Genomic DNA, 22028 nt, shown 5'->3' on the forward strand with positions numbered 1-22028 from the left:
GGCACAGATGATAATGATCCAACGAATGATCCAACGGTAACTATTTTAGATGACAATCCAGAATTGACTGTAACAAAGACTGTGAATAATATTTCGTCTGAAGGCGCAATAGGGTACTTAGATAATGTTATTACTTATGATATCGACGTAACTAACACAGGTAATGTGACCATTACTAACATAGAAATTACAGATGCAAATGCAGATGTAGGTTCAATTACTGGAAGTCCAATAGCAAGTTTGGCACCAGGCGATAGTGTTACTGTAACAGCGGAGCAAACGATTACGCAAGCTGATATAGATGCTGGTTATATTGAGAATAGTGCAAGTGCAACTGGAGATAGTCCAAGTGGTACGGATGATGTTAGTGATGTATCCGATGCAGGAGACGAGGCGATAGAAACACCAGATGGCGACGGAACAACAGATAGTGATCCAACAAATGATCCAACGGTAACACCATTACCAGATCCAAGTATTGAGGTTGTAAAAACATTTGAAATTACTAATGATATATTACCAACAGGTGCAAGTTTAGATGATGAAATTACATATACTATAACGGTAACAAATACAGGTAATGTCACTTTAGACAATGTTGCTATTGTTGATACATTTACAGATTTAGATGGGAACATATTAACTTTCGTTACAGGGCCAAGTTTTGTAAGTCCTTCAACAATGGGTAGTGTAGAAGGTATATTGTTAGTTAATGAAACAGCTACCTATACTGCTACATACAGTATTGAACAAGACGTAATTGATGTTGGTGGTTTCCAAAATAGTGTTGTTGCAAGTGGTAATAGTCCTGACGATACTACAGTATCTGATACTAGTGATGATGGTAATGATGATGATGGTAATTTAGAGGATGATCCAACTGAGATTATTATAACATCAGAACCTAGTATTAGTTTAATTAAAACAATATTGCCTTTAGAAGATACTAATGGTGATGGAATAGCTGGTGGTGTAGATGATATTATTAATTATGTATTCATTGTTGAAAATACAGGAAACGTAACTTTAACTAATATTGTAGTTGAAGACAACCTACCTAATCTAAATTTAGTAGGAGGACCAATTTTAGAATTGCTTCCTGGCGAAATAGATAATGATACGTATACAGCAACTTATTTAATAACTCAAGAAGATATTGACTTAGGAACTGTAACAAATACAGCATCCGTAAGAGGAGAGCAACCAGGTGGTGATATAAATGATCCTTCTGATGATATCATTGATACAAGTGATGATCCTACGGATAATAATAATAATGATGATAATGGTGACGGTGAACCAGATGATCCTACTGTAGTGATACTAAATTCAATTTTTGATTTAGAAGTAACTAAGGTTGTTGATGAAACGCGACCATTAATTGGTGATTTGGTAACCTTTACAATTGAAGTAGCAAACATCGGAAATGTAACAGCTACTAATATTGTTATAGATGAGCAAATTCCAAGTGGTTACGAAATTGCATTAGATCCAAATACGGGTGAACCATTGATTGATTTCATACCATTTGAACCAGATGCCTCATATTCAGTTGTAAATGGTGAATGGGTTATAAACCAATTAGATCCTGATGAAATAGGAATTCTTCAAATTACAGTGGAAGTTCTAGGATTTGGTGATTACTTAAATACGGCATATGTACAAAGTGCAGTTGGTGGAACAGATGAAAATCCAAGTAATAATGAAGATGATGCAACTGTTAATCCAATATGTTTAACCATTTATAATGAGTTCTCACCAGATGGTGATGGTATAAATGAAACATTTGTGATTGACTGCATTGAGCGTTTCCCTGATAATAAGTTAGAAGTTTATAATAGATGGGGTAATATCGTTTATAGCAAAAACGGTTATTTAAATGATTGGACAGGCATATCAAACGGAAGAGCAGTAATTAATCAATCTGATGAGTTACCAGTAGGTACATATTATTATGTGCTGGATTTAGGAGATGGTTCAGATCCGAGAGTAGGTTGGCTATATATTAATAGAAAAAACTAATTAGTACTTAATTATAATATATTTTAAAATGATACATAAATCATCACAAATAAAAGGATTAATAGTTTTAGTATTCTTACTAATTAGTACTATTAGTTTTGCACAGCAAGATCCGCAGTATACCCATTACATGTATAATACATTAAGCGTGAATCCTGCTTATGCTGGTCAAAGAGAAACTTTAAGTGTTGTAGGTTTACACAGATCTCAATGGGTTGGGATTGATGGAGCACCACAAACACAATCATTAAGTATTCATTCGCCATTAAGAAATGAGCGAATTGGTTTAGGATTAAATATAGTAAATGATGCTTTAGGACCAGCAAGGGAATCTTTTATTGATGCTAACGTGTCTTATACTATTCCGTTAAACGCCGAGGATTTAAAGTTGTCTTTTGGTGTTAAGGGAGGTTTACATATCTTAGATACGGACTGGAGTAAAGGACGTTTTAGAAATACAGATCCAACATTTGAGGATAATATAAATCTAATCTCGCCAATGATTGGTGCAGGTTTATACATGCACACTCGCAGATGGTACTTGGGTTTAGCAGTTCCAAATTTTATAACTACCGATCATTATGATGATTATACAGAGTCAGTAGCAACAGAACGTATGCACTTTTACCTAATTGGAGGTTATGTATTTAATATTAGTGAAACCACTGAATTAAAACCGGCATTTTTATTAAAAGGAGTTTCGGGCGCACCAGTTATTGCTGATTTATCGGCAAACTTTTGGTTTCAAAAGAAATTAACTTTAGGCTTAGCATGGCGATGGGATGATTCAGTAAGTGCTTTAGCGGGTTTCCAAGTAACTCCAGGTATGTTTATTGGTTATAGTTATGATATGACATCAACAGGTTTAAATAATTATAATAGTGGAACACACGAAGTAACATTAAGATTTGAAGTAAAAAGGTTAGGTAGAATTTTATCTCCACGTTTCTTCTAAAAATATGACTATGAAAACAGTATCAAAATATATATTATTAACTTTTGTAATTGTAATTTCTTCTAGTGCATTTGGGCAAAATGGAAAGATACAAAGTGTTAAAGATGACTATAGAGATTTCGCTTATGTAAAAACAAGTGAAGTCTTGTTAGAAGTGGCAAATAATGGCTATAAGTCTGCGGATTTATTTCAAAAGTTGGCCAATTCATTTTACTTCCAAAATAAAATGGAAGAAGCTTCTAAATGGTATGGAGAATTAATGAAACTCAATGAGGTTATTGATCCAGAATACTATTTTAGATATGCTTTAGCCTTAAAAGGTATTAAAGATTATGAAGGTTCTGATAAATGGATGGAGAAATTTAATACATTAAAACCTAACGATTTAAGAGGTAAAGCCTTTGTTTCGAAGGTAGATTATAAATCTGCGATTGAAGAATTGAGTAGAGATGATATTGAAATTGTAAATTTAGAAATCAATACGGAATTATCTGATTTTGGTACAACAGAGTACGAAAATGGAATTGTATTTGCTTCAGCACGAGGCGGTGGAAGAAAATACAGATGGAATGAAGAACCGTATTTAGATCTCTACACCGTTGAAAAAATGGAAGATGGCACTTTTGCCGAAGTTAAAAGTGTAGGCGAAAATGTAAATACTAAGTTTCATGAATCTAGTGCGGTATTCTCTCCAAACGGAAAGTATATGTTTTTTACTCGTAATAATTATTTCAAATCAAGATATAAAGAAGATGCAGTAGGTATTAATAGGTTGCAACTTTATAGAGCTACATTAGGAGAGGACGGAAATTGGGATAATATCCATAAAATACATTTCAATAGTTTAGATTATAGTGTAGCGCATCCAGCATTAAATTTACTAGGAACAAAATTATATTTTGCTTCAGATATGCCAGGAACTTTCGGCCAATCAGATATTTTTGTAGTAGATGTTAATGAAGATGGCACATTAGGAGAACCTGAAAATTTAGGAAGTTCTATTAATACTGAAGGTCAAGAATCGTTTCCTTTTATAAATACTAATGGAGATTTATATTATTCTTCAACTGGTTTTCCTGGTTTAGGTGGTTTAGATGTATTTGTATCTAAAGGTGCAGATCAAAAAGTAACGGGAGGTTCTAATCGTAACTTTCCTATTGAAAACGTTGGTGAACCAGTAAATAGTCCATGGGATGATTTTGGGTATTATGAAAACTTAGTAACAAAACGTGTTTATTTCAGTTCTAACAGAGAAGGAGGAAAGGGAAGTGATGATATTTATACTTTCGAAATTCCTGAGATAAAACTTATAGTAGAAGGTACTGTTCAAGATGTTAATACCGAAGAATTATTGCCTAATTCTACTGTTATTCTATTAGATAAAGATGGAAATGAAATAGATCGCCAAATCGTTGGAGATGATGCTTATTTTAAATTTGATGTAGATCCAGAAAAAGAATATCTAATTAGAGTTGAGAAAGACAAATACACCTCAGATGAACAACGATTTACGACTCCAAATAAAAATCAGGAGTTGAAAATGGAGTTATTGATTGAGAAAGATGAGCAGCAAATTGAACCTTGTGATGATTTAGCGAAAGTATTAGATATCCCAATTATTTATTTTGATTTCGATAAATCTAATATTAGATATGATGCAGAAATTGAGATTCAAAAAGTATTGGCGGTATTAAATAAATACCCAACAATGCATATTGATATTCGTAGTCATACAGATTGTAGAGGACCTGCTTCTTATAATGAAAAACTTTCAGATAGAAGAGCAAAATCTACAAGAGCATATCTAATTGAAAAGGGAATTGACGCAGAACGTTTAACGGCTAAAGGTTATGGCGAATCTCGCTTAATTAACGATTGTGGATGTGAACCTACTAATGATTCTAATTGTTCTCAAGAAGAGCACCAGTTAAATAGACGTAGTGAGTTTATTATAACTAGTATAAATGGACAAACATGTGAAGATAAAGAGGAGGATAAAGATTAATTTTTTCTTTATCTACTAGAATAAAATAGCCGTTTAATTATTTAAACGGCTATTTTTATGAAATCCTTTACTTTTTTTTATAATTAAGATGTTAATTTTACAGAATGACAGAAGAACAAGTCATCTTAGTAGATGAAAATGATAACCAAATAGGTTTAATGCCCAAAATGGAAGCGCATGAAAAAGCGCTTTTACACAGAGCGTTTTCAGTATTTGTGTTCAATGATAAAAATGAATTGATGTTACAACAACGTGCAGCGCATAAATATCATTCTCCAGAGTTATGGACTAATACCTGTTGTAGTCATCAACGTAATGGTGAAACGAATTTAGAAGCCGGGAAACGACGTTTGCAAGAAGAAATGGGATTTGTTACCAATTTAGAAGAGAAAACATCGTTTATCTATAAAGCACCATTTGATAACGGTCTTACTGAGCATGAATATGATCATGTTATGGTAGGTTATTATAATGATGAACCTTCAGTTAATGACGAGGAAGTAATGGCATGGAAATGGATGAAATTAGATGCTGTTAAGTTAGATATGATTGAAAATCCACAAGTATATACAGCGTGGTTTAAGATTATTTTCGAGAAGTTTTATGAATTCATAAACGTAAACAAATAATGAAGGTTACTGTACATAGAAAAGCACATTTTAACGCAGCACATCGATTATATAGAAAAGATTGGAATTTTGAGAAAAACCAAGCAGTATTTGGCTTATGTAATAATCCGAACTTTCATGGTCATAATTACGAATTAATTGCGAGTGTTACGGGAGAAATAGATCCTGAAACAGGTTATGTTATTGATGTGAAAATTTTAAAAGATATTATTAAATCTGAAGTTGAAGATGCCTTTGATCACAAGAATCTAAATGTAGAAGTACCAGAATTTGAAGATTTAAACCCAACTGCAGAGAATATTGCAGTTGTCATTTACGACAAAATCAAGAAGAAATTAGATACAAAATTTTATCTTGAAATAACGTTATATGAAACACCTCGTAACTTTGTAACCTATTCGGGCCAATAACACTATGAAAAATCCTCTATACCCATTAAAATTTCAACCTATTCTAAAAGATAAAATTTGGGGTGGAGAAAAGTTGCATAAACATTTTAATAAAGATTCTAATTCTAAATCTTTAGGAGAAAGCTGGGAAATAAGTACAGTACCAGATGATGTTTCTATTGTTGTTAATGGAAGTTTAAAAGGGCAATCTCTTCAAGATTTAGTTAATGAATATACATCAGGTTTGTTAGGGAATAAAAACTGGGATCGGTTTGGTACTGATTTTCCGTTACTGATTAAATTCATAGATGCTAAAGAGGATTTAAGTATACAATTACATCCAGATGATGATTTGGCAAGTTTAAGACATAATTCTTTTGGTAAAACAGAAATGTGGTATGTAATGCAAGCCGAAACAGATGCAAATCTAATTGTAGGTTTTAACAGAGACATGGATAAAGAAACTTATCTAGAACACTTAAAAAACAAAACGCTTACCAAAATTTTAAATTTTGATAAAGTAAGCGAAGGCGATACTTATTTTATTGAAGCTGGAAGAGTACATGCCATTGGCGCAGGAGTATTGTTAGCAGAAATTCAACAGACAAGTGATGTCACATACCGCGTGTATGATTGGGATAGAGTAGATAAGGATGGTAATGAGCGCGATTTACATAATGATTTGGCTATTGATGCTTTTAAATTTGAATTAAAAAATGATTATAAAATCGATTATAGTTTAGACAAAAACACATCTAATAAGATGGTACAATGTCCTTTTTTTACAACTAATATATTAGAATTAAATACTGAAGTGATTAAGCAAAATACGTTGGACTCATTTATTATCTATATGTGTGTAGATGGCGAAGTAGAAATAATCACTGAAGATTATAAAGAAATTATTACAAAAGGAGAGTCGCTTCTTATGCCAGCTGAGATTACAGATTTTAAATTAAAAGCAGATTACGGCAAATTACTAGAAGTTTACGTTTAAAACTTCTTGAGAAAGTAAATTTAACTTAGTTATATAACTAAAAGGAATTAGTACTTTTGTAAACATTAAAAAAATAAATATTATGGCGAATAAAAGAGATTTAAAGAAAGATATAAATTACGTTTTGGGTGATATTATTGAAGCAGTTTATGTATGGGAACTAACTAATTCTGCAAAACCAACTAAAGATAGTGAAGCTATTATTGATGAAGCTATTACTACTTTTGATGAGTTAATTGCTCGCGTAAACGATAGAAGTGTAGAAGATAAGAAAGCACACTTTAAAGCAATAAACAATGACCTTGAATCAAAAGGGAAAAACCTCATTGAAAAAATTAATAAATTAAAATAAATTGTTTTGCAAATTTGAATATCTATTTTAAATTTGCAAACTCTTTTTTGCCGATGTAGCTCAGCTGGCTAGAGCAGCTGATTTGTAATCAGCAGGTCGTGGGTTCGAGTCCCTCCATCGGCTCTTAAAAAAGAAAAATCCAATCATTAAATTATGATTGGATTTTTTATTTTATTACAATAAAATAAAAACTTATACTATTCCGTAGTAGTTCTATTAGCAATAGCTTCGTTTAGCTTTTTACCATACAGTGAATTCTTTATCTCTGGTGTTAAACTATTATAAATTGAATCTATAAAAATAGGATTTGCATTCCTGGCTTCATACAAAGCCAAGTAAGGTGCAATTTCATTGTCTTTATGATTCATAGCATATTGTATAGTATATGCGTATTTACGCTTTACCATGTTGTCTCCTAATCTATTTAAAGAGTCAACAGCTATACTATCGTTTTCTTTTTGTGCCAAAAAACGAGCCTCCAACATATCTAAATTTTGATCGTTAAATTTAGACATCACTTCTATATATTCCGCTAATAACTCTTGTTGTTTAGAGCCTTTTATTTCAGAATCATAATTAAAATTCTTTAAAGTTGTATTGATTTCGGTAACCCCTTTGTTAGCGAAAAATGGTATAAAATGCTCTTCACCATCATTCTTAAACAATTTTAAATAAAGAATAATTGGTTCTTCTAAATCGGTATGCAACTTAAATTCTGATTGTCCATTAATAACCACAGAATCTAAATTTATAATAGTAGAATCGCCATCTTTTTGAAGATAGACAATACCCTTTTTTAAACCTTTTACTTTTCCTTTTAGTGTGAATGTTGCCTCACTCTCCTTAGCGCAAGACACGGCCAAAATTGTTAAGATAATGAGCGTTAAGGCTTTGTTTAATTTTGTCATATTTTGATAAATAATTAAGTGCGTAAATATCTTATAATTGTTTTAAAAAAACTAACCTGCTGCTGCAATTTTCATAAGTTCTGCACATAGAATTGCACCATAGGTACCAACAACATAACCAAAAACGGCTAATAAAGCACCAACGGTTGCTAAAGATGGATGAAAAGCAGCAGCCACCACAGGAGCAGAAGCAGCACCACCAACATTAGCTTGGCTTCCTACGGCTAAAAAGAAAAATGGTGCTTTAATTAATTTAGCAACTAAAATGAGTAAAATAGCATGTATTGTCATCCAAACTAAACCAATTAAAATTAATCCAGGGTTTTCAAAAATTTTGCCCAAGTCCATTTTCATTCCGATAGTAGCAACCAAAATATAAATGAATACACTACCTATTTTACTCGCACCTGCACCTTCATAATTTTTAGCTTTTGTAAATGATAATAAAACACCAATTAAAGTTGCAATAGAAATAAGCCAAAAGAAACCACTACCAAATGACGACAACGCGCTTTTGGGATTACTTACAGCTTCAAAATTATCTTTTAAGTAAACGGAAATATGGTCAGCCCCAAAATGGGCAATACCAACCGCACCAAATGCAAAAGCTAGTATTACAATTATATCTGTAAGTGATGGGTTTCTAGTAATCTTATCACTAAATGCTTGTACTTTATTCTGTAAGGCATCAATGGCTGAATTGTCTGCTTTAAACCATTTATCTATTTTCTTTCGTTTTCCAATACCAAGTAGAATTATGGCCATCCAAATATTAGCAACGACGATATCAACTAAAACCATGCCTCCATAAAGTTCTTGATTAAACTCATAAATCTCCAACATAGCTGCCTGGTTGGCTCCACCACCAATCCAACTACCCGCTAAAGTAGCTAATCCTCTCCATGTGGCATCAAAACCTGCTCCTCCAACGGTTTCTGGAGAAAATGAAGAGATAAGGAGTATAGCAATTGGCCCACCAATAACAATGCCTATTGTACCAGTAAAAAACATAACTAATGCTTTCCAACCTAAATTAAAAATCGCTTTTAGGTCTATACTTAATGTTAATAGCACCAATGATGCTGGTAATAAATAGCGACTGGCTATGAAATAGCTTTCAGAGATTTTATCAGAGATTAAACCTAGTGAATTAAATATAGCAGGAATTAAATAACACATTAATAGGCCAGGAACTATTTTGTAAAACTTAGGCCAAAATCCGGTTTTCTTAGATTCAGTAAAAAACACTAATCCTAAAGCAATCATTAATAAACCAAAAACAATAGCATCGTTTTTAAATAAAACCCACTGATTGGCTGTTGCCTTTTCAATTTTTTTCTTTTTAAGTGGAATTAAATTTCGATCTAATAAAAAACTGCTCGATGCTATATTTAGGAGTTCTACATCCTTAAAGCGTCCTTCTGTTTTTAAAACAATATCAAATAATGCCGACTTTTTCTCATAAGTAAGATTAGAATAACCAACATACTCTATAGAATGCACTTTGTCATTTACGTTGTAATTAAAAGTACCTTTTGCTAGTTTTTTATTTGGTATAAATTGAACAATATCAGCAAGATCATCGGTTATAGTTAAATCAATTTTAAAAGAATTGAAGCTTATAGAATCTATTTTTACAGGAATTGTAAATACATCTGAATGGCTCGAACTCGGTTTTTCAAAAGTAAGGGTTTGAGCAAACGAAATATTAATGCTAAAGAGGATTACAGAAAGTAGTAATAAAGTTTTTATAAGGGATTTCATATTTTGGCGTTTATTAATCGCAAAATACAAAAATTAAAAACTAAAAAAGTGACCGTTTCCGATCACTTTTTTTCATTGGGTTTATCCTTTGGTTTAGGTTGTCTATTGTTTTCTTTTAGATATTGCATTAGCATCCATTCTATTTGGCCATTGGTGCTACGGAACTCGTCTGAAGCCCATTTTTCAATTGCTTTCAGCATGTCTTCATTCATTCGTAACGCAAAGGCTTTCTTTTTAGACATTATAATTATTTTAATTTTTCTTTATAGGTTTCTAGCACACTAATGGCTTCAGTTCTTTTTTGAGTACCAATTAAAAGTTTTTTTCCATTTATTAATTCTAATTGTATGCCAATATCTCCAGAGACATTTATGGCTTTACCTTTAGATGATTTCAAAAGTGAGCTACCTCTCAATCCCCAATCACCATATTCGCTTATTGCACTGTAGGTTCTCACATAAACTTTTTCTATCTCATTCCACCGAATAACTTTAAAACTCCAGTGACTTGGAAAGAATTTATAATGAATACCATTGTCATCAATTCTAGTATCTAATTTAAAGATAAAAATGATACTTGCCGATACTAAAATAACACTAGTAAACATTATGATATCTGATGTAGAGAAACTACTCTGATTGGTTGTATATTCTTTTGCCATAATTCCTAAAGGAATCAAAGTGCCAATTAGTATTAGAATAATTAACCAATTTTGATTAAAACGTTGCTCTTCGTTGAAAATTTTCATTATCTGTTTTTATCGCGTTCAAATATAACTAAAGGCGAATTATGTCCTATATGTTTCACTTCCCAACCTTCTCTTGCATATTGATTTAAAAGGTCTTCATATTTTTGAATTCTGTTTTTAAAACCTAATTTTGGTTGAATTACTTTATACTCTTTCATATTTTAATGATTTAAGGTTCCTGTATTTAAAACTGGTGAAGCGTCCTTATCGCCACAAAGTACAACCATAAGATTACTTACCATAGCAGCTTTTCTTTCTTCATCTAAATCTACAACTTGTTTTTTATTCAGTTCTTCAATTGCCATCTCTACCATACTCACAGCGCCTTCTACAATTTTATGTCTTGCAGCTACGATTGCTGTTGCTTGTTGACGTTTTAGCATAGCACTTGCAATTTCATTTGCATAAGCTAAGTAACCAATTCTTGCTTCTAGCACTTCAATCCCTGCAATAGATAATCGTTCGTCTATTTCTTTTTCTAAGGCAGTACTCACTTCATTTACACTAGAACGAAGTGTAATATCTTCGTCTAAGCCTTCATCTGCAAAGTTATCATAAGGATACATACTTGCTAGTTTACGTACAGCAGCATCAGTCTGTACGCGTACAAAGTTTTCGTAATTATCGACTTCAAAAGCTGCTTTGTACGTATTATGTACTCGCCAAACTAGGATAGTGCTAATCATTACAGGATTTCCTAATTTGTCATTTACCTTTAAGCGTTCACTATCAAAATTACTAGCTCTTAAAGAAATCTTCTTTTTAGAATAGAATGGGTTTACCCAATAGAAACCATTCTTTTTCACAGTACCTACATATTTACCAAATAGGAGTAAAACTCTCGATCCATTTGGTTGTACCATTAAAAAACCAAAAGCGAGTACTAATGCAGCAACAATACCAAATATTGACCAACCTGTTTTAGTGATTGGTATTAGGGCAATGCTTCCAATAAATAATATTAAAAATAAGAATAGCATTAAATAGCCATTTGCCGGAACGATGATTTTTTCTTCTGTCATAATTTATAAGTTTAATTAGTTAATAAATATTATAATTTATTATGATATTAAAATGATATCATAAAGATATAACTTATAATGTTAGTGTGCAAATAGATTTAAATGTTACAGTTTTATTAAAAAATAAATAATTTAAACTTTGGCACAGCATTTGTAATATACTAAACGTAATGAAAATTACTTTAGTTATCGAGAGGTAACACTACTACAGAGTAGTCTCATTACATTTGGTTGGTTAGTTAGAAAAAAGCATCTCGTGGTTGGGATGCTTTTTCATTTTAGAAAGTTTTGGAACAAAAAAAAGCATGTATATAACTACATGCTTTTAAATATTATATAATTTTGGATGGCTTAAGACTGAATGAAATCTGTAAGAGATTTTATAAGTTGAGGTGATAATGGTCTGAACGATTCGTTATAAGATTTTGAATTTTCTAAATCATCACCTTCAATTTCAAATAGCACATGGTTCATGTTATCAATTATTTCTAATTGTGCTTCATCATTCGCCTTTTTTAATAATTGCGCTTCGTCTTCAGATACCTGAAGATCTTTAGTACCATTTACAATTAAAATTGGCATGTCTAATGTTTTTATAACCTCAGTTGGGTTGTAAGACATCCAGTTCATCATAAATTTCTGAATATTTGGCCCAAATAATGATGCTAGTTCATTAGGGTAATCCGTAGTTGTTTTTCCTGTTTTTAAAGTGTCTACAATACGCTGTGTTTCAATACCTAACTTTGGTGCCATTTTTGTGACCTGTTCTACAAGTACGTCTCCTATATTGTTACCTGCACCTGCAAGTGAAATAAAACCGTCTGCTTTATCTTTTGCAGCTAGCATACCAACTAAACTCCCTTGGCTATGACCTATGATATATATTCTATTGTATTTTCCTTTAGCTTTAAAATAGTCTATGACATCAGAGGCATCATTGACAAAATCATCAAACATAATATCATTGTCTACATCATTTTTTAAAATTTGTTTTACAATACGCTTATCATACCTAAATGTGGCAATACTATTATTAGATAGACTTTCTGCTAATTTTTTTAAGGAATTATTTTTTAGAAAATTTTGATTTCCATTTCTGTTAGTAGGACCAGAGCCTGCAATAATAATAGCAAGATTTATTTGTTTTGAATCTACAAGAGGTTCTAGTAATGTACCATCTATATGTTTGGTTATTGTAAGTTCTTCTTCTGAAAAGAAGTTGTCTTGACCAAAACCAACTGAAGACACTAAAAATAAGATAATGATAATATAAGCTTTCATTTGTATTTTATTTAAGTTGTATAAAGTTATATTAATTAGAATTGAATCTCAATATTAGCAACGAAATTTATCTAATTTTATGATTTTCTCGTGAAATAAACAGAATGTAAAATCGGTATTTAATCGGTAAAAAGCACTATTCTGTCTTGTAATGTTAAAATTATGTGTATTTCAACGATTAAATGTGTTTTTTGACGTGTGATTTCAAAATGAGTTATATATTTGACATGTACTAGAAATTTAGTTTTTAGTTCAATGGATTAATTAATTAATATTTGTTTTATGTTGTGTATAATTAGAGACCCTAAATCTACCAGCATAGTAAAAAAGCAAATAAAACTAAAACCGAGATTGAGGGATCTCGGTTTTTTGTTTTTATAAGGTTATCTACTTCAATTCTCTTTCTTTCCTAATAATTATACCTGATTATAATCCTAAATAGAAGGTTTGCGTATATAATTTAATTACAGCATCTGTTTTTTGATTAATTTAGTAATCGATATGAATTATAAAACACTCTTTTTTATTGGAAGTCTTTTGTTAATCACATTAGGTTTCAATCTAAAACAATCTTTACCAGAAGGTTTTGTTTATGTAGAAACTGTGATTCCGGATTTAAATGTGGAATTGCGGTATTTTTCTGAAAACAATTTTGTTGGCGACTCCATTGATGGCTATAAAGCAAATCGATTAATTCTAACCAAAGCTGCTGCTGAGAAGTTAAAATTGGTGCAAGAAGAGTTACAAAATCAAAATCTGTGTTTAACGGTTTATGATGGTTATAGACCACAGCGCGCTGTTAATCATTTTATTCGATGGGCAAAAGATTTGAATGATACATTAAAAAAGCAACAGTTTTATCCTGCAGTCAATAAACGAAACTTGTTTAAATCTGGTTACATCGCTTCACGATCTGGTCATAGCAGAGGTAGTACTTTAGATTTAACCATTTCAGATGGTGAAACAGGCGAGCCTCTCGATATGGGAAGTCCTTTTGATTTTTTTGGCGAAGAATCTTGGGTTGCGCATGAAGGTTTAACAGAGGAACAACGTAAAAATAGGCAGCTTTTAAAGACTGTGATGTTAAAACACAATTTTAGAAACTACCCAAAAGAGTGGTGGCATTTTACATTGCGTTGGGAACCTTTTCCAAAAACGTATTTTGATTTTGAGATTGAATAATTTAAGACCTCTTCAAGTAAATTAAACCAATAAAGGGACCAAGAGCTAATACCATAAAAGCGTAAGGTGTGTAGTTTGTATTTGCTAATAAAACGTTGAGCAGCTGAATACTAATAATGGTTATAGCAAAACCAATAGAATTAACTATGGTAAGTGCAGTACCTTTGGCATTAGCATCACAATTTTGAGCAACCATTGCAGAGAATAATGGAGAATCTGCAATAACTGCCATTCCCCAAATTACAAGAAATACTATAAAAATAAAACTAGAGTTTACCATAAAAAGTAATGGCGAGAGTAGGCAACATATGCCAGAAATACTAAGCGAGAAAAAAGCTGTTTTTTTTATACCATAAGTCTTGGATAGAAAACCGCCAAGAATACATGATACTGCGCCCGAAGCGATAACAATAAACGAAAACAAAGAAATGTTTAATGTCACATGATGTAATTGCGAATGTGTGATTAGCAAAACAGGTACAAAAGTCCAAAAGGCATAAAGTTCCCACATATGACCAAAGTAGCCAAAGGCTGCAGATTTAAAAGATTCATCCTTAAACACCTTTAGAATTTTAGACATTTCAAATTTTTGAACTAATTTTTGATAAGGACCATCTGGTACTAATGCAAAAATTAAAACGCCTCCTAATAGAGCTAAGGAAGATGTGACCCAAATAACCAATTCCCATTTTAAATCTAGATTAAACGATTTAATTAAATACGGAAATGCGGTTCCTAAAACCAGAGCAGCAATTAAAAAACTTAGTGATTTTCCTAGTCCTTTTTCAAAATGATCTGCAGCAATTTTCATACCTATTGGGTAAATACCAGCTAAACTAAAGCCAGTTAAAAACCGAAATAAAAGTAATGTTGTCATAGTGTTGTTTTCGTATAATACACCAATATTAAAGATGGCAGCGAACACTGAACAAATGAAGAAAATTCGTGACGGAGAAAAGCGGTCACCAAGCGTAAAAATGGCAAAAATAAAAGTACCAACTATAAAACCAAACTGAACCGAAGAGCTGATGTAGCCTAAGGATTCAGGTCTTAATTGAAAAAACACAATTAAATCATCTATAATTGAGTTACCTGCAAACCACAAAGAAGTACAGCAAAATTGCGAGAAAATAATAATAGGTAATATCTTTTTAGACGTTGTGGTTTTCAATTGCGATTAATTTAAATATGTCCAAGCCCAATACATCAATACAAATTGTAATGGTAAACGAAATAATAATAGCCATTTTGGAAATCCTGCAGATGCCTTTTTACTCGATAACATATAAAAATGGACCAATAAAAATACAGCCAACATGGCGATAATACCATAAATAGAAATAGTCTTTAAAGTGGGAATACAAAGTCCTATAGCTAAAAGTATTTCGGCTAAACCACTCAGATAAACAAGAGTTTTATGCTTAGGTAAATAGTTAGGCATTATACGCATGTACGCTTTTGGCTTAATAAAATGCATAATTCCAGCAATACAATATATAGCAGCCATAACATAAAGACCTAATGGCTCATTCATCTTTGTATGTTTTGTAGGTAATACCAATACCGTAATTAAATAGATTTTTATCTAATAAACTAGACTTAAATTGGTTGCCTTTATCAAAATTAACCCAATCGTTTCCATTGATAAATACACGTTTTATATAGGTGTTTTTACCTTCAACCTCATTAGTAAAAGGAAGTAAAGGTCTAAAATTGGTAGGTATTTTAACTATTTTACCGTTTTTAGATTCAATTTCTTTGTATTTTTTATTTGGTAATAATTTCCCGGCTTTATTGGTGTAGCCTAAAACTTGTAGCGATACAAAAAAACCATTATCAGGTACACGTATGTTATAATCATCTACATTAAGCTCATAGGCATCTCCATCTTTTTCAGTAGCTCTAAATACTATAGTTTCATAAGTGAGCACGTCGCCAGGAACACCATTGTTATTATCGTAAAATTGCACCTTAAATAGGGTTGAAAATTTCTTTTTCTCACTGTTTTTTTTGTTTCGTTTTTCCCAATCTTTAGATTCTAATGCAATAGGAAAAAAAACAGTTTTTAGATTTTGATCTTTAGTTGTCGATTTTGGAAAATAAACAGCGATTTCAGATTCTATAGTTGGTAACCAGCAATTATAATAGTCATCATCTAAAGAGGGTTTTAGTTTTTCTTCTTTAAATTTTCTGTCTTTTTTAAAGTTAAGCATTACTTCATCTAATTGATGCGATTGTGCTTTCATTATTAATACTTCAGGTAGATTTTTTGTAGCAACATTTAAATCTTTAAATCCTATTGCAGATATAAATAGTGAATCAATATCTGGGTATAACTTTTCAGTAAAAATAAATACACCTTCATCATCTGCAAAAATGCCGTTTCCATTACCAAAAGATATGGTTGCGTAGCTCACAGGATATTGAGAAATACTATCTTTTATAGTGATTTGTGCAAAAGATAATTGCCCAATACATAGAAGCGTAAATAGAATTTTGTACATGCTTAAGTTTTATAGATTTTAAAGATACATCATTTATAGGCATAAAAAAACGCCTCAATTATGAGACGTTTTTATATTATAAAAATTACAAGAGTTACTCGTTACCTACATGTTTTTTAGTTTGTGTAAAACCTACATACAAGCCAACGCCTGCCAGAAAGAATATTAAAGATGGGTAAACGGCATCACCTAAACCTGTATAGGTGTCTAAAATATTTGCAATAAATACACCCAAACCAATTCCCATTAATAGAAAAGCTAAATTTAGTACAACAACTTTCCAAGAAGAGCTTGATCGTTTGCCTATGTTAAAAATACTGGCATCTGCACCTTTTTCTATAAGTGCTAAACGTTCTTTGTTTCGGGTGGAAAAGTATAGATATACAATTCCGAAAATAGATAAGAATAAACTTAAAGGGATTAATATTTCTTCATTCATAATGTTTGATTTTTAATTGATTAAATTTAATTGTTACATAGCTTATGACGATAACATTTAATCTTAGGTTACACTTTTTGTAAAAAAAAATAAATATTTATATAAGTGTAACCTTAAATAATGTTTTGTCGTCTATACTAATATAATGACCACCAACGACGACCAAATACTAATTAATGCTATTAATAATGGCAACACTAAAGCGTATGCACAACTTGTAAATCGCTATAAGGATTTAGTATTTACCTTAGCTTTAAGAATGTTAAAGCATAGAGAAGAGGCAGAAGAAGTAGCGCAAGATACATTTGTAAAAGTGTTTAAGTCATTAGATAATTTTAAAGGCGATTCTAAATTTTCTACTTGGATTTATAGAGTGACCTACAACACTTGTTTAGACCGTATAAAAAAGAATAAAAAACATATAAATGATGTTCCTATTGATGAATTTACCTTTAATAAATTAGATACTATAGATAATGCATTAGATAACTTAATTAAAGAAGAAAAACATGCTTTAATTAAAAAGTGCGTTAATATGTTGCCAGAAGATAGCAGTGCATTATTAACTTTATTTTATTTTGAAGAATTATCCTTAGATGAAATATCGAGGATTATAAATATTGAAGCAAATACTATAAAAGTGAAGCTCTTTAGGGCACGAAAGAAATTGGCAGTTATATTAGAGCAATATTTGAAACCAGAAAACAGATTGAAACATGAAAGAGGATAATAAAAAAATAGAGGAATTTATAGATAAAATAATGTCTGAAGATGTTTTAGAACAACCCTCTTTAGATTTTACAACTAATGTTATGTCTCAGGTTGAAGCTATTTCTAATTCTGATGCAACTGTTTATAAACCATTAATTTCAAAACCAGTTTGGTTTATTATTCTAGGTAGTTTTATGGCCTTAATTGGTTATGTTATTTTAGGAAATGCCGAAACAACTGCAAGTTGGACAGACCGTTTAGAATTATCAGAAATTCCTATTAATTTGTTTGAAAACATATCTTTTGAGTTTTCATCAACATTTATGTATGCGGTTGTGTTTTTGGCTGTGATGGTTAGCATTCAAGTACCAATACTTAAGTTTTATTTTCAGAAAAGAATAACTTTTTAGTCTGGATAATACCAAAAGAGTATTGATTTCAATCTTTTGTTTAATGTATCTTTTTCTTTTAACGTTTTATAATTTACATGCAAAATATGTTTTCCAGGTGTTAGATTTTTCGTTGGTATATAGGTTTCAAAACCTAACTTATTTTTATTAACGACAAAATCAGATTTAAACGCTAATGAATCTATTTTAATGTCATACAATTCATTAAAGGTTTTTACATAGTCTTGCTTAATACTATCTAATCGCTTTCTATTGTTTCCCCAATCATTTTTTCCGTTATTATAACCAACAACAACATCAGAGGTTATACCTCTCGAATCTTTATCTGGTTTTAATCCTTTGTTAAAATTAAAGATATTGTCTTCAATAGATTCAGATAATTTAATGAAAATATTTATATAATTATCGGTAATAATTTTAGATTGTATTGCAGCATCCTTAACAAATAGTTCTGCATTTTCATCTATAGAATCTAAATAATTATTGTCACTAGTTATATAGCTTGTAGCTCTACTTCTTTCGTTAAAATAGTTAGAGAAATTATTATTTAATGAAGACAACATTATAATTAGTAAAAAAATTGGAAATAGAATTAAACTCAATCGTTTACCAAATTTATTATCTAGAAAATTATATACAATTGGTCTATATAAAAAGGATAACGTTATAAAACTAAACAACCAATAAAAAGGAAAATAAAGTTTAGAAATCCACTTTTTCTTTTTTAACCAGCCTTGGGTTATAAAGTCAAAGAAGGTTAAAAACATACCTAAAACAATAAAAATCATTAAAGGAATTCCTAATGCTTTGCTGAGCCAACCAGGAAGGTTTTCATTACTTATAACATACTCAGCAACTAATACTATAGTTAATATTGTAAAGGTAAGTGCAAGCACATAAAAGATCAATAAAAAAGAAACAGCGAAAATTATACTACAGTAATTCTCAAGACGCGCAATGTATCTATCAAAAGAACCAACTCTTTTCTTTAAGTATTTTGTAAATTTTTCACTGTAGTTTAATTCACTGTAATCAATATCTCCAGAGACATAGCGTAAACCTAGAGCTCCAATCCACAAACCTCTAAGTAAAACATGTAATAGTAAATTGAAAAGCAAAATAACACACGAATATAAGCCAACAATTGCAATAATAAATTCATGTAAAACACCATTGTTTTCAGCTTCTATAGCTGCTATGCTTAAAGGGTCATAAGCACTGACTAAACCAAAAATGGCAAAACCCGAAATCAGTAATTCTAGTTGCCAGCTTTCTTCTTGTAATTTTTCGAGGAGTTTTTTAAAGGCTGGTTTGTTATAATCTTGACTCATTATAAGGTTGTTGATTGATATTCAGTTTAAAATTAAACATATTCAGTTAAAATCAATCTTTTTATTAATATTTTGAAACCTTTTATAAATTCTATCGTTTTTAAAAATAGAAACCGCTAATCAACACAATGCATCAAACAGAGACTAAACTAATTAAGCTATGTAAAAAGGGAAATGAAGTTGCACAAATGCAAGTTTATGACACTTATGCACAAGCAATGTTTATTATCGCTTGTAGATATCTCAATAATGATGAAGACGCTAAAGACGCGATGCAAGAAGGTTTTTTAAAAGCATTTACCAATATAGAAAGCTTTCAACCGGAAGCTACTTTTGGCGCTTGGCTAAAACGGATAATTATCAATCAATGTTTAGATGTTCTAAAGAAAAATCAATTGCAATTTGATGCTGTTGAGGTTTCAGAATTAAGAATAACAAACGAAGAGGATTGGCAATTTGATAGTTCAATTTCAAAACAAGAGATATTAACTGCCATTGAGCAACTCAACGAAAAGCATAAAATAGTAGTGAAATTATACCTGTTAGAAGGTTATGACCATGAAGAGATTTCAGAGATTCTTGATATTCCTATAAAAACATCAAGAACACATCTTAGACGAGGGAAACTTAAACTACAAGACTTGTTAAAAGTAAAATACGATGAAGCGAGATATTAGAGAATTATTTAATAACGAAGAAGAACAGGAGGTAAAACAGCTTCCTAATAATCATAGAGCTGAGTTTTTGACGCAACTGAAAAAGCAGTCTAAACCAAAACGAAAGCCATACGGTTGGTTAAGTGTAGCGGCAATATTACTCATTGCATTAACTATTGGTTTTAGTGTTTTTAATACAGACATTGATAAAGATGATCCTGAGCCAATAATTGCACAAATAGAAGCTGTAGAAGCAGAATATTTGGCAAATATAGAAACCGAATGGCAAAGTTTCATAGCGCTCACTGAAGATGAAAAATTGGTAACACGTTTTAGAAAAAAGCTTGATGAGTTAGATATGGATTATAAAGAAATTTCAAAGCAATTTAAAAACGACAGTAATAATATTTTAGTTATAGAGGCTTTGGTGGACAACCTTCAAACGCGACTTCAAATATTAAAGGACATACAAAAACACATCAAAATATTAAATCAAAAAAACGAACAACATGAAAACACTTTTTAAAATATTGGCATTGACGCTCATCACGTCAGCACCTATTATTGCTCAAAACTCATTAGAAGCGAAAATGGATGAAACTCATATCATTTATGACGAAAGTTTTACAACAGATGCAAATACCACTTTAGTTTTAGATTTAAGTAATACTGCAGCGATAATTAAAAAATCCAAGGATAGCAAAGTCCATATAAAATATACAAAGGCTTTTAAAAACTATAAAAAGAAATTTGTGGAATCGAGTTTAAAGAGTCATACCGTTTCGGGGAAAAAAGAGAATAACAAAATAACTTTTACCTCAAAAAGCCGCAATTCAAGATACTACAGAGAGTATCAAATGGAGCAAGTATTAATTGGTCGATTGGCAAAAATGAAAGATACAACGACTACAATTAAGCCTATAATTAGAAAATCAATTGATTCTGTTTTAACTCAAATCAGTTTAGCTGAACGCTCAACTTTAAAAGATCTTTTAGGTACCATTAAAATTAAGCCAAGAGTACAGAAATGGAAAAAGAATGATAAGATGCAAATATCAAAAATGATAATCTTTATTCCGGAGCATATCCAAGTTAGGATGACACTTGGTAACGCTAATCTTTTTTTTACAGATGAGTTTTTAAATAAAACCACAATGAATTCTAGAAATTCAAGATTGAAATTTAAAAGCATTGGTAATGTTTTAAATGTTTTTGACGTGGATAATGGTTATTTCAATGTAGAAGAAATCACAGCAGGTAATTATAGTTTCGCAAACACGAGAGAATTAACGATCGGAAGAGTTAGTAATTCATTAATAAATTCTGAATTTACAAAGGTTGAAATTGGCGAAGTTGGAAGCAAAGTTGAGGTTGTGGATTTCAATAGTAAATTTACACTCCATAATTTTTCTAAAGATTTCCAAATTCTAGATATGAATACTGAATACTCAGAAATTAATCTATTCTTTCCAGAAGATCTGAATTTTAACCTCACAACATATGGAAGTCACACAAAACACTTTACAGATAATAAAGTATTTGATCTTAGTAATGCTAATCCGCGAACAGATGGTATAATGTTTCAGCTAAAAAATGAAGATAGCTATGGGAAAAATGTAAACAATATTAAGATTAACTCCATTAATGGTATTATCAGATACGGAAAAGACCTGATTGAAATTAATGAGTAATTTTTCTTAAATAAAATACGGATTAACGGTAA

Annotated in this window: 25 protein-coding genes and 1 tRNA gene; 14 read left to right on the forward strand and 12 right to left on the reverse strand. The window is 31.0% G+C overall.

The annotated features are described in order from the left end of the window. The 8 genes from Q0891_RS15895 to Q0891_RS15930 all read left to right on the forward strand — a co-directional run. Window positions 1–2022, forward strand: a 2022-nt coding sequence (locus Q0891_RS15895) for a gliding motility-associated C-terminal domain-containing protein (RefSeq protein ID WP_299103253.1), incomplete at its 5' end; no start/stop codon positions are given. Between the two features lie 28 nt (window positions 2023–2050). Then, on the forward strand, window positions 2051–2977 hold the full coding sequence (locus Q0891_RS15900; protein WP_299103255.1) for a type IX secretion system membrane protein PorP/SprF: 927 nt from the start codon (window positions 2051–2053) through the stop codon (window positions 2975–2977). A gap of 10 nt (window positions 2978–2987) precedes the next feature. Beyond that, window positions 2988–4982 carry an OmpA family protein gene (locus tag Q0891_RS15905; RefSeq protein ID WP_299103257.1) on the forward strand — a complete coding sequence of 665 codons (1995 nt, stop codon included), beginning with the start codon at window positions 2988–2990 and terminating at the stop codon, window positions 4980–4982. Window positions 4983–5086: 104 nt separating this feature from the next. Continuing rightward, window positions 5087–5611 (forward strand): isopentenyl-diphosphate Delta-isomerase, encoded by a 525-nt coding sequence (gene idi / locus Q0891_RS15910; RefSeq protein ID WP_299103258.1) that lies wholly within the window; start codon window positions 5087–5089, stop codon window positions 5609–5611. Next, entirely contained in the window at window positions 5611–6021 is a 411-nt protein-coding gene (locus Q0891_RS15915; RefSeq protein WP_299103260.1) for a 6-carboxytetrahydropterin synthase, read from the forward strand. Before idi ends, Q0891_RS15915 begins: the two co-directional genes overlap by 1 nt. Before the next feature lie 4 nt (window positions 6022–6025). After that, window positions 6026–6997 carry a type I phosphomannose isomerase catalytic subunit gene (locus Q0891_RS15920; protein WP_299103262.1) on the forward strand — a complete coding sequence of 324 codons (972 nt, stop codon included), beginning with the start codon at window positions 6026–6028 and terminating at the stop codon, window positions 6995–6997. A gap of 82 nt (window positions 6998–7079) precedes the next feature. Next, window positions 7080–7349 (forward strand): hypothetical protein, encoded by a 270-nt coding sequence (locus Q0891_RS15925; RefSeq protein ID WP_299103264.1) that lies wholly within the window; start codon window positions 7080–7082, stop codon window positions 7347–7349. Between the two features lie 49 nt (window positions 7350–7398). After that, window positions 7399–7472 (forward strand) — tRNA-Thr (locus Q0891_RS15930). Window positions 7473–7546: 74 nt separating this feature from the next. Here the strand turns inward: Q0891_RS15930 and Q0891_RS15935 are convergent. From Q0891_RS15935 to Q0891_RS15965, 7 genes are all read right to left on the reverse strand, one after another. Further along, a complete protein-coding gene (locus tag Q0891_RS15935; protein ID WP_299103266.1) occupies window positions 7547–8257 on the reverse strand; it encodes a DUF4369 domain-containing protein in 711 nt (236 codons plus the stop codon). A gap of 51 nt (window positions 8258–8308) precedes the next feature. Continuing rightward, a complete protein-coding gene (locus tag Q0891_RS15940) occupies window positions 8309–9523 on the reverse strand; it encodes a DUF819 family protein (RefSeq protein WP_299103384.1) in 1215 nt (404 codons plus the stop codon). A 560-nt stretch (window positions 9524–10083) separates the two neighbouring features. Then, window positions 10084–10263, reverse strand: a complete 180-nt coding sequence (locus Q0891_RS15945) for an Arc family DNA-binding protein (RefSeq protein ID WP_299103268.1) — start codon at window positions 10261–10263, stop codon at window positions 10084–10086. Window positions 10264–10268: 5 nt separating this feature from the next. Next, window positions 10269–10769, reverse strand: coding sequence for a hypothetical protein (locus tag Q0891_RS15950; protein ID WP_299103270.1), 501 nt, complete (start codon window positions 10767–10769; stop codon window positions 10269–10271). Next, window positions 10769–10927 carry a DUF4177 domain-containing protein gene (locus tag Q0891_RS15955; RefSeq protein WP_299103272.1) on the reverse strand — a complete coding sequence of 53 codons (159 nt, stop codon included), beginning with the start codon at window positions 10925–10927 and terminating at the stop codon, window positions 10769–10771. Before Q0891_RS15955 ends, Q0891_RS15950 begins: the two co-directional genes overlap by 1 nt. Window positions 10928–10930: 3 nt before the next feature. Continuing rightward, window positions 10931–11791: an SPFH domain-containing protein gene (locus tag Q0891_RS15960; protein ID WP_299103274.1), complete on the reverse strand. Its 861-nt coding sequence runs from the start codon at window positions 11789–11791 to the stop codon at window positions 10931–10933. Window positions 11792–12142: 351 nt separating this feature from the next. Continuing rightward, on the reverse strand, window positions 12143–13072 hold the full coding sequence (locus Q0891_RS15965) for an alpha/beta hydrolase (RefSeq protein ID WP_299103276.1): 930 nt from the start codon (window positions 13070–13072) through the stop codon (window positions 12143–12145). A gap of 501 nt (window positions 13073–13573) precedes the next feature. Here Q0891_RS15965 and Q0891_RS15970 point away from each other — a divergent pair. Continuing rightward, the gene (locus Q0891_RS15970) at window positions 13574–14254 is read left to right on the forward strand and encodes a M15 family metallopeptidase (RefSeq protein WP_299103278.1); all 681 of its coding nucleotides are present in this window, start codon (window positions 13574–13576) and stop codon (window positions 14252–14254) included. A gap of 1 nt (window position 14255) precedes the next feature. Here the strand turns inward: Q0891_RS15970 and Q0891_RS15975 are convergent, their stop codons facing one another. The 4 genes from Q0891_RS15975 to Q0891_RS15990 form a co-directional block, all read right to left on the reverse strand. Continuing rightward, window positions 14256–15425 (reverse strand): nitrate/nitrite transporter, encoded by a 1170-nt coding sequence (locus tag Q0891_RS15975; RefSeq protein ID WP_299103280.1) that lies wholly within the window; start codon window positions 15423–15425, stop codon window positions 14256–14258. A gap of 6 nt (window positions 15426–15431) precedes the next feature. Then, on the reverse strand, window positions 15432–15788 hold the full coding sequence (locus Q0891_RS15980) for a MauE/DoxX family redox-associated membrane protein (protein WP_299103282.1): 357 nt from the start codon (window positions 15786–15788) through the stop codon (window positions 15432–15434). After that, window positions 15781–16758, reverse strand: coding sequence for a hypothetical protein (locus Q0891_RS15985; RefSeq protein WP_299103285.1), 978 nt, complete (start codon window positions 16756–16758; stop codon window positions 15781–15783). Before Q0891_RS15985 ends, Q0891_RS15980 begins: the two co-directional genes overlap by 8 nt. A 94-nt stretch (window positions 16759–16852) precedes the next feature. Then, window positions 16853–17197: a DUF6249 domain-containing protein gene (locus Q0891_RS15990; RefSeq protein ID WP_299103286.1), complete on the reverse strand. Its 345-nt coding sequence runs from the start codon at window positions 17195–17197 to the stop codon at window positions 16853–16855. A gap of 145 nt (window positions 17198–17342) precedes the next feature. On the opposite strand from Q0891_RS15990, the gene Q0891_RS15995 reads away from it, so the two are divergent. Both Q0891_RS15995 and Q0891_RS16000 read left to right on the forward strand, forming a co-directional pair. Then, the gene (locus tag Q0891_RS15995; protein ID WP_299103288.1) at window positions 17343–17927 is read left to right on the forward strand and encodes a sigma-70 family RNA polymerase sigma factor; all 585 of its coding nucleotides are present in this window, start codon (window positions 17343–17345) and stop codon (window positions 17925–17927) included. Beyond that, window positions 17914–18318: a hypothetical protein gene (locus tag Q0891_RS16000; protein WP_299103290.1), complete on the forward strand. Its 405-nt coding sequence runs from the start codon at window positions 17914–17916 to the stop codon at window positions 18316–18318. The genes Q0891_RS15995 and Q0891_RS16000 overlap by 14 nt, the downstream gene beginning before the upstream one ends. On the opposite strand, the gene Q0891_RS16005 is transcribed toward Q0891_RS16000, so the two are convergent. Further along, window positions 18315–19649, reverse strand: coding sequence for a hypothetical protein (locus tag Q0891_RS16005; RefSeq protein WP_299103292.1), 1335 nt, complete (start codon window positions 19647–19649; stop codon window positions 18315–18317). The genes Q0891_RS16000 and Q0891_RS16005 overlap by 4 nt on opposite strands. 128 nt (window positions 19650–19777) lie before the next feature. Between Q0891_RS16005 and Q0891_RS16010 the strand changes: the two genes are divergently transcribed. From Q0891_RS16010 to Q0891_RS16020, 3 genes are read left to right on the forward strand one after another with little or no spacing between them, the layout of a single operon-like run. Beyond that, the gene (locus Q0891_RS16010; protein WP_299103294.1) at window positions 19778–20326 is read left to right on the forward strand and encodes an RNA polymerase sigma factor; all 549 of its coding nucleotides are present in this window, start codon (window positions 19778–19780) and stop codon (window positions 20324–20326) included. Further along, window positions 20310–20831: a hypothetical protein gene (locus tag Q0891_RS16015; protein WP_299103296.1), complete on the forward strand. Its 522-nt coding sequence runs from the start codon at window positions 20310–20312 to the stop codon at window positions 20829–20831. The genes Q0891_RS16010 and Q0891_RS16015 overlap by 17 nt, the downstream gene beginning before the upstream one ends. After that, window positions 20815–21996 carry a hypothetical protein gene (locus Q0891_RS16020; RefSeq protein ID WP_299103299.1) on the forward strand — a complete coding sequence of 394 codons (1182 nt, stop codon included), beginning with the start codon at window positions 20815–20817 and terminating at the stop codon, window positions 21994–21996. The genes Q0891_RS16015 and Q0891_RS16020 overlap by 17 nt, the downstream gene beginning before the upstream one ends. Window positions 21997–22028 lie beyond the last annotated feature (32 nt).

The organism is uncultured Winogradskyella sp., from assembly GCF_947498005.1.
Classification (GTDB): domain Bacteria; phylum Bacteroidota; class Bacteroidia; order Flavobacteriales; family Flavobacteriaceae; genus Winogradskyella.